Source organism: Pararhodobacter sp. SW119 (assembly GCF_017811755.1).
Lineage (GTDB): Bacteria > Pseudomonadota > Alphaproteobacteria > Rhodobacterales > Rhodobacteraceae > Pararhodobacter.
Window position 1 is genome coordinate 1 of record NZ_JADDJF010000085.1, and the last position, 7534, is coordinate 7534.

Sequence of the window (7534 nt, forward strand, 5' to 3'; positions counted from 1 at the left end):
GGCCGGTTCCGCGCCTTCATGCAGCCCTTCTGCGGCCCCGCGTCGAAGAACCTTGCCGCCTACGGCCGCTGGCACGCCGCCCGGAACAACGCGGACCGCTCCTGCCTGGATGCCCTCAGGCTGCTGCTCGCTTCAGGCCCTCGCACCAACACGGTTTGCTGACACCGCCCGTCTCTCGGTTATGCTGTGCATCCGTTTTCCGCCGTCGCTGTGCAACGTCGAGGTCCCTCGCCACACCGAGCGCGATGTCGAGAGAAGCCACGAGGCGGTGCGGTTCGGGTGGAACCGGTTCGGCCCGATGTTTGCCGGCGAGCTCCGCCGCCGGTGCGTCGAGCGGATGCGCGCGTCGCGGCAGCGGCACTTCGACGAGATTTTTGAGAAGATCAACGGCGAGTTGCGGCATGGCGCTTGCAGCACTTTGCGAAAGCGGCCGGTTGGAGGGCAAGATCAGGCGAAGTATCGTTGATGGCTGCCCCTTAACAGGCTGCTGAAATAGTCGATGCGCCGGGACAGTTTCCCCTGTTTCGGATCGGATGCCTTGGGTTTTTCGACCCTACTCGTCGCGTCTGGTGCGCCCTCGGCAACCATTTTCAGCCTCATCCTGTCAGCAACCGAGGCAGTCGGGCGAGGTTGTTGGCGGCCATTGTCATGATGAAGGTAAGCGCAACGCCGACCACCTTCTGCCATTTCTGATCTGATGCGGGCATTCTTCGCGCTCATGTGCGGCGGAGGTGTTGGAATTGGATAGAGACGACATAATGGGCGTCCAATTGGACGGCTTCAGGAGTGTTGGTGTTTCGCGACTGGAAGTGATCGAGGGGCCGAGCGGTCGGCGACAGCGCACGAAGGCAGAGCGTGCACGGATCGCGGCGGAAAGCTTGATGCCGGGAGTGAAGGTGGCCGATGTTGCGCGCAAGCACGGCACGACTCGCTGGGAGGTCTACGACTGGCGCAAGCGGATACGCCGAGGCGACCTGGTGGTGCCCGAGAGCGTGGCGGCCTTGCCGATGTTTGCGGAACTGGTGGTCGATGACACCGCGGCGGATGCGCCGCCGGGTGTCGCCGGGTCCGATCTGGAAATTGTTGTGGGCGATGTTGTGATACGTGCTGGCGCGGGTGCCGATGAGGGTCAGTTGACGCGGGCGATCCGGGCGGCACGGGCGGCGGTATCATGATGTTCAGTCAGGGCGGACCGGTGAAGGTCTTCGTGGCGACGCGGCCAGTGGATTTCCGCAATTATGCCGAGCGTATGATTATGCGGAGTTGAGGGCGGCTCTGTAGTGCCGACAGCCTCCAGTCCGGCGTCAGTGGCACCGCGTGATCGAGACCCGGGCGGCACTCACCTCGCGCAGCGAGGAAGCGAAGATAGCCTCGGAGCGCCATCGCCATCGTCTTGACGTAGGCGGCGGAGCAGCGCCTCCCCTCGTCCAGGATCACGGCCCGAACGCGCACCGCGTCGTAGCTGCGAGGATCGGCGCCCAAAGCCGGCAAGAGACGCGAGACCATGCGGACGTGGCGCGCGATCGTCCGCTCGGAGAGGCCCCGATGGCGCCGCAGCCACTCGCCGAACCGGGCCACGAACGGATCAACCGCCGCCGGCTTTGGCGCGGCCACCGGAACCAGGCCAAGCGTGCCGAGAAAGCGCGCGAAGCGACGGGCACGATTGACGTACTTGCCCGAGAGCCGGTCCAACCTGCGGTTGCCTCCGCACTGGCAGCGATGCCGCGCAAAGCGATCGAACACTTGCTCGTCTAACGCCGAAACGGCGATGCCCGAAAGCGCGAGCCAAGCCGCAAGATGACGCGCCGAGTCGGTGTTCCCTCCGATCGTCAGCGCGGTGTAACCGAGGTCGGCCAAGTGCGCCGCATAGGCGGCGATCGGCTTTGCAAGTTGGCTGGCGTCCATGCTTGGCGGCCGGCTCGGTTCTCGCTTCTCAAGAATGCTCATCGGCAGTCTCCTCATCGGGCGCACAGGCGCGCCCCGGGAGAAGGCCTAAATTATGTGGCGCGGAACTCGGCCAGTTCCGTACAAGTCATTCAAGGCTCTGCGACAAAGCGGGCCAGCGATCCCTCAACTCCGCATAATCATACGCTCGGCATAATTGCGATTATGCAGAGCTCTGCATAACCGCAAGGGCATCGATGGGCTGTCGCTGGCGGTTCAGGAAATGTTCGGGATGGACCCCTTCTGCGGGGCGGCCTTTGTGTTCCGGTCGAAACGCGCGGACAGGATCAAGCTGCTGATCTGGGATCAGACTGGCATGGTTCTGGTTCACAAGCGCCTGGAGGGTGGAAGGTTCGTTTGGCCCCAGGTGCGTGACGGGGTCATGCGAATTTCCAGCTCGCAGATGGCGGCCCTATTCGAAGGTCTGGAGTGGCGGCTGGTCCGGCCGGAGCGGGCGCGACGTCCGCTGGCGGCAGGATGATGCAAAAGTACGCTTCAAGGCCTGTTTTTACTGGCCAGAGGGGGCGTTTGCGTGATTCACTTCGACCCATGGATGCCGCTGATCTTGCTCGCGAAAACACCTTGCTGAAAGCCCGTCTGGCGCAAGTCGAGGCGGTGCTGGCCGAGGTGCAGGAAGCCAATCGGCGGCTGGAAGATATCCTGCGCACATCGCAACGCGAAAACCTGCCGCTGGAAGATGCCGAACTGGCCCAAGGTGTGCTCGCGGCGGCGCAGGAGAAGGCCGAGGCCGCGATGCAACGGGCGCACGGGGAAACGCCCCGCAAGCCGAAACGCAATCGTGGCCATCTGCCGGCGCATCTGCCCCGGGTTGAGCGGGTAGTCGAACCTGCCAGCACGCTCTGCCCCTGCGGCTGCGGCGAGATGGCGAAGATCGGTGAGGATGTGTCCGAGCGTCTCGACGTGATCCCGGCGCAGTTCCGGGTTCTGGTCACGCGGCGCCCAAAATACGCCTGCCGACGCTGCTCGCAATCCGTGGCACAGGCGCACGCGCCCGAGCATGTCGTGCCCGGCGGGCTGCCGACGGAACTGTTCATCGCCTGGATCATCGTCTCCAAATTCGGCGACCACCTTCCGTTCTACCGCCAGGCCGAGATCTTCAAGCGGCAGGGGATCGACCTCGACCGCGGCACGCTCGGCAACTGGGTCGGCCGGGCCTGTTTCCACCTGATGCCGATCATCAATCACATGAAGGCTCATCTGCGCGGCGCGGACCGCATCTTCGTGGATGAGACCCGCGCGCCCGTGCTGGACCCGGGCCGCAAGGCCACCAAGAGCGGCTTCTTCTGGGCTGTCGTCGCCGACGACCGCGGCCATGGCGGCACGAGCCCACCCATCGTGCTGTTCCACTACGCCCCCGGCCGGGGCAAAGAGCATCCGCTGAAATTCCTCGGCGGATACCGCGGCCGCTTCCTGCAATGCGATGCCTATCAATCCTACAACGCGCTGACCGAGATCACGCGCGACACCGGCCCGTGGCAGCTGGTCTATTGCTGGACCCATGTCCGCCGCCGCTTCGTGAAACGCTTCGAGAACGATGGCTCACCCATCGCCGAGAAAATGCTGCGCCAGATCGCGCTGCTGTATCAGATCGAGAAGAACGTGCGCGGCAAGGAGGCGGACGTCCGGCTGGCCGCCCGGCGCGAACACGCAGCCCCGATCATCGCCGCGCTCAAACCTTGGCTGGAAGCCCAGCTCTCGCGCATCCCGCAGAAATCCCAGCTCGCCGAGGACATCCGCTACACCTTGGCGCACTGGCCAGGCCTGATCCGCTTCCTCGACGACGGCAGCCTCGAGCTGGATACCAACCCGGTCGAAAATCAGATCAGACCGATTGCCCTGACGCGGAAAAATGCGCTCTTCGCAGGCAACGAGGTCGGCGCCGAGAACTGGGCCATGCTCGCCTCGCTGGTCGCCACCTGCAAGATGTCTGGCGTCAACCCTGTCGAATATATCTCTGCTACGCTGAGCGCGATCCTCGAAGGCCACCCGAAAAGCGGCATCGAAGACCTGATGCCCTGGCGCTTCAATCAGCCGTCAAACCTCGCCGCATAGGGTCAGGCCGTAGCGCTTACTGATGAAGCGGGATCGGACCCGTTCGACGCCCCGATACATGGTTTGTGCCATGCCGCCGACGGTCTTGGCCCATCCGAAGGCCTCCTCGATCCGTTTGCGGTGTTTCTGGGACAGGGCATAGCCTTCATGTCGGGTCGTGCGTCCGTCGATCGCTGAATGTCGCGATTTCTGCGCGACATGCGGGGTGACGCAGGCCTTGCGCAGGTCGGCGACGAAATCGGCACTGTCGAACCCCTTGTCTGCCCCGAGCGTCAGCTTCCGGGTCGATCCGGGGGAGTGGCGATGCACCATATCCAGCGCGGCTTTGCGTTCGGCATGGCCGTCAGCCCGGGTCAGGTCTCCCTGGACGATCAGCCCGTGGCGGTTCTCCATGAGGGCATGCCCGATGAAGCACAGCATTGCAGCGGTGCCGGGGGATTTCTTGTAGAGCCGGGCGTCCGGATCGGTCGTCGAGGCATGGGTTGCGTTGGAGCGCTTCTCGCCCTTGAAATCGACCTCGGCGTTGCGGTTGCGGCGGTTGTTGCGGGGCATCGGGTCGGTCTCGGCTTGGGTCACTTCGGGCTGGTCCTCGGTGGCGGCATCCGGTGTCGGAGGATCGCCCGGCCCCTCGTCATTGGGCGGCGCGCCTTCCGGCCTCGGCCGGAAGCTCTTCATGGATGCCCACGCTTTCACCAGCGTCCCATCGACCGAGAAGTGCTCGTCCGACAACAGTGGCGCGACCTCGCGATGCGCCAGGATCGCTGCCATCACCTTGCGCGCCATGTCGGTGCTCAGCAGCCGGTCACGGTTCTTGCTGAACACCGTCGAGACCCAGACCGCGTCATCAATCCCAAGCCCGACGAACCAGCGGAACATCAGATTGTAATCCATCTGCTCCATGAGCTGGCGCTCGGAGCGCACCGAGAACAGGATCTGCAACAGGCTCGCCCGGATCAGCCGTTCCGGCAGGATCGAAGGACGTCCGACGCTGGCGTAAAGCCCCTCGAACTCCGTATCAAGCCCGACGAGCACGTCGTTTACGATCCGCCGGATCTGCCGCAACGGATGCCGCGACGGGATACGCGCCTCGATGTCGACATAGCTGAAAAGCAGCCCGCTCGTTTCGTCCGCGCCCCGCATCCCCAACCCTCCGAAAACCGCGAAGAGAGAGAATCATGTCCTGCAAGGCGCGTCCAACGCTGGGTTTTTCAGCAGCCTGTTAATCTCGGGATCCGCACGGCGCGCCTCGGGCCGGTTCAGTTCCCGAGCAAATCCGACACGCCCTGCCGCAGCATCGTCCCCGCCTGAGTCTTCGAAGCGTTCAAATCCCAAGGTAAAACAAGCGGATCCCACTTACCCGATTGCTTGTTGCCAATGTTAGCTTCCACCTCGCCATGCCCCAGAACTGTCGTCGGTGTCACTGCGATGTCGTAGATACGGCAAAGCTGCGCCACCACCTCGATCATCCGTTCCCACTGCAATTTCAGCATCGGTGCGGTTCCCAAATTCAGCGGTGGCCCCTCAGCAGCCCCGGCCATCGAACAGACAGAGACCCCGATTGCCCGGGTATTGGTGCCCTTAGTATGGGCCGCGTAATTTCTTGGATTCCAGATTAAATTTCGAACGTTGTCGGCGATCGAGAACTTGCCCCGCACCAGCGTTCCGTCGCCTTCTATCATGATGTGATAGTGGAATTTGTCCAATCCCCCGGCGCGGTAGCCACCTGCGGTCCAGTGACAAATCACCCGGTCCATCGTGACATTCGGCATCCAGGATGCGGGCACCGCCGATGAGGATGACAACGGCCCGACACTGGTCGTCGTAATTGGCTGACTCGGTTGCGAGACCAGACGCGTGGACGCCGCTCCGACCTTAGCAATCCGCAACTTGTCCATGGCGCGACGCAACGCAACATGTAAGTCTTCGTTCTGCAGTTCGCGGACGATCTGTTCGACCCGCTGAATCGGTTTTTCCAACTCATCGGCAAGCGCCTGAGAAATCATCGTCAAATGACGATCCCGCTCTTCCTGGAGCGTGTCCAATTCGTCCTGCAACTCTTGTTTCTTACCTGCGTCAGTCTCAATGCTCAAAGCCTTGGCGATAGCCACCCTCAGTTCGAACAACCCTTGCCTGGTTCTCTCTGACATAATGGAAACTCCATCTAGGTCGACTCAAATGCTTCAATTCGCGTTCAGCTTGGCGAGTCCTCCCTTGATCGACTCCACCGCCGCCCGGAAATCCCTGAGATCCGCCGTAGCAGATTCCACATTGAACGAGGTAGATTGCGTTTCGACTGCCAGCTTCATCGCTTCCAGCGCCGCAATATTGCGATCCATCAGAACCACCCAGTCCGACATCAGAATCCGCGCCTGTTCGTGCTTTTCGATCAATTTTGCCGGGCTTTGCCCCGCCGCTAAGGCATTGACGATGGCATCTTCGGTGCCCACGGTCAGGTTGGCGAACAAAACCGGCGCGCCATCGCGCATAACGCGCAACAACTGAATGACCGCAGGATGATACTCTAGGGCATTCTCCCGGAAGAACCGGCGCGACTGGTTGGCCGCGACAACCGTTGTGATGCTGTCCAGAACACCGACTATCGGCGCCACGGAACCGGAAAGCTGCACCGTGCCGCTGAATGCAGCCAGAAGCCCGACGGCCTCATCGGCAAAGGCCTTATAGAGCGCCTGGGACTGCGCATATCCCTGCCCAGTTGCAAATCCAAGCATCAGCTTGTTGTAGGCCTCAATCGTCCGCAGCGCCCGCTTGTACTGACCCGCGAGAGGGGGATCAGTCAGCTCGGAAAAGATCGACGCCTCATCGACATCGAAGGTCACATCGACACCAGAGGGCCCCGGATTGCGGGCCTGTCGCCGAAGACGTTCATTTTCCACCACGGAGATCTGATCAATGATTGCCGTGGTGGTTGTGGCGCTTTCCCCGAAAGCCCCAGAGTACAGAACGAATTGCTCCGCGCCACGATGATCCGAACAGGCAGAAAGAGCTGCGACAATAATAAAAAGACCAGCAAGCAACAGGCGGAAAATGGGTCTCACAATACTTCCCCCGCAAATCCGTGATTAGTTTAGCGACTTCGGGGACCGAGTCAAATCTTACAGGACCGGTGACGGCTTCTGGGAACACGTGCCGCGGCGCCGCGCGTCAGTCCGTGGTTCGGATGATCAGCCGACCTGGATCCAGATGCACCAGCATCCGGCATCTTCGCCGCAGACCGTGATTTCACCTAATCCAAAAATTTGACAGTGCAGCGAATGGCCAGTTCGGCGAAGCTGCATCGCGGCGCGAGCCAACCCAGTGAACGTCACTCATGGGCCGGGCGGTGTCAGCAAACCGTGTTGGTGCGAGGGCCTGAAGCGAGCAGCAGCCTGAGAGCATCCAGGTAGGAGCGGTCCGCGTTGTTCCGGGCGGCGTGCCAGCGGCCGTAGGCGGCAAGGTTCTTCGACGCGGGGCCGCAGAAGGGTTGCATGAAGCCGCGGAATCGGCCGATCAGGGCGTC

The 7534-nt window shown here is 62.3% G+C and carries 6 protein-coding genes and 1 pseudogene; 3 read left to right on the forward strand and 4 right to left on the reverse strand.

Translation table 11 applies throughout. The features are described from left to right. Positions 1 to 109: 109 nt before the first annotated feature. Positions 110 to 394 (forward strand): annotated as a pseudogene (locus tag IM708_RS21455) (hypothetical protein); the annotation flags it as partial. Positions 395 to 758: 364 nt separating this feature from the next. Continuing rightward, positions 759 to 1175, forward strand: coding sequence for a transposase (locus IM708_RS19650; protein WP_209428273.1), 417 nt, complete (start codon positions 759 to 761; stop codon positions 1173 to 1175). A gap of 61 nt (positions 1176 to 1236) precedes the next feature. On the opposite strand, the gene IM708_RS19655 is transcribed toward IM708_RS19650, so the two are convergent. Next, on the reverse strand, positions 1237 to 1947 hold the full coding sequence (locus IM708_RS19655) for a hypothetical protein (protein WP_209428274.1): 711 nt from the start codon (positions 1945 to 1947) through the stop codon (positions 1237 to 1239). Between the two features lie 546 nt (positions 1948 to 2493). On the opposite strand from IM708_RS19655, the gene IM708_RS19665 reads away from it, so the two are divergent. After that, positions 2494 to 4017, forward strand: a complete 1524-nt coding sequence (locus IM708_RS19665; protein ID WP_209428279.1) for an IS66 family transposase — start codon at positions 2494 to 2496, stop codon at positions 4015 to 4017. Here IM708_RS19665 and IM708_RS19670 read toward each other — a convergent pair. The 3 genes from IM708_RS19670 to IM708_RS19680 all read right to left on the reverse strand — a co-directional run bounded on the left by IM708_RS19670 (position 4000) and on the right by IM708_RS19680 (position 7073). Continuing rightward, complete coding sequence (locus IM708_RS19670; RefSeq protein ID WP_209428276.1) at positions 4000 to 5157, reverse strand: IS5 family transposase; 1158 nt, start codon at positions 5155 to 5157, stop codon at positions 4000 to 4002. The genes IM708_RS19665 and IM708_RS19670 overlap by 18 nt on opposite strands. Before the next feature lie 116 nt (positions 5158 to 5273). Continuing rightward, a complete protein-coding gene (locus IM708_RS19675; RefSeq protein WP_209428277.1) occupies positions 5274 to 6164 on the reverse strand; it encodes an N-acetylmuramoyl-L-alanine amidase in 891 nt (296 codons plus the stop codon). A 33-nt stretch (positions 6165 to 6197) separates the two neighbouring features. Further along, positions 6198 to 7073, reverse strand: coding sequence for a hypothetical protein (locus tag IM708_RS19680; protein WP_209428278.1), 876 nt, complete (start codon positions 7071 to 7073; stop codon positions 6198 to 6200). Positions 7074 to 7534: the final 461 nt, after the last annotated feature.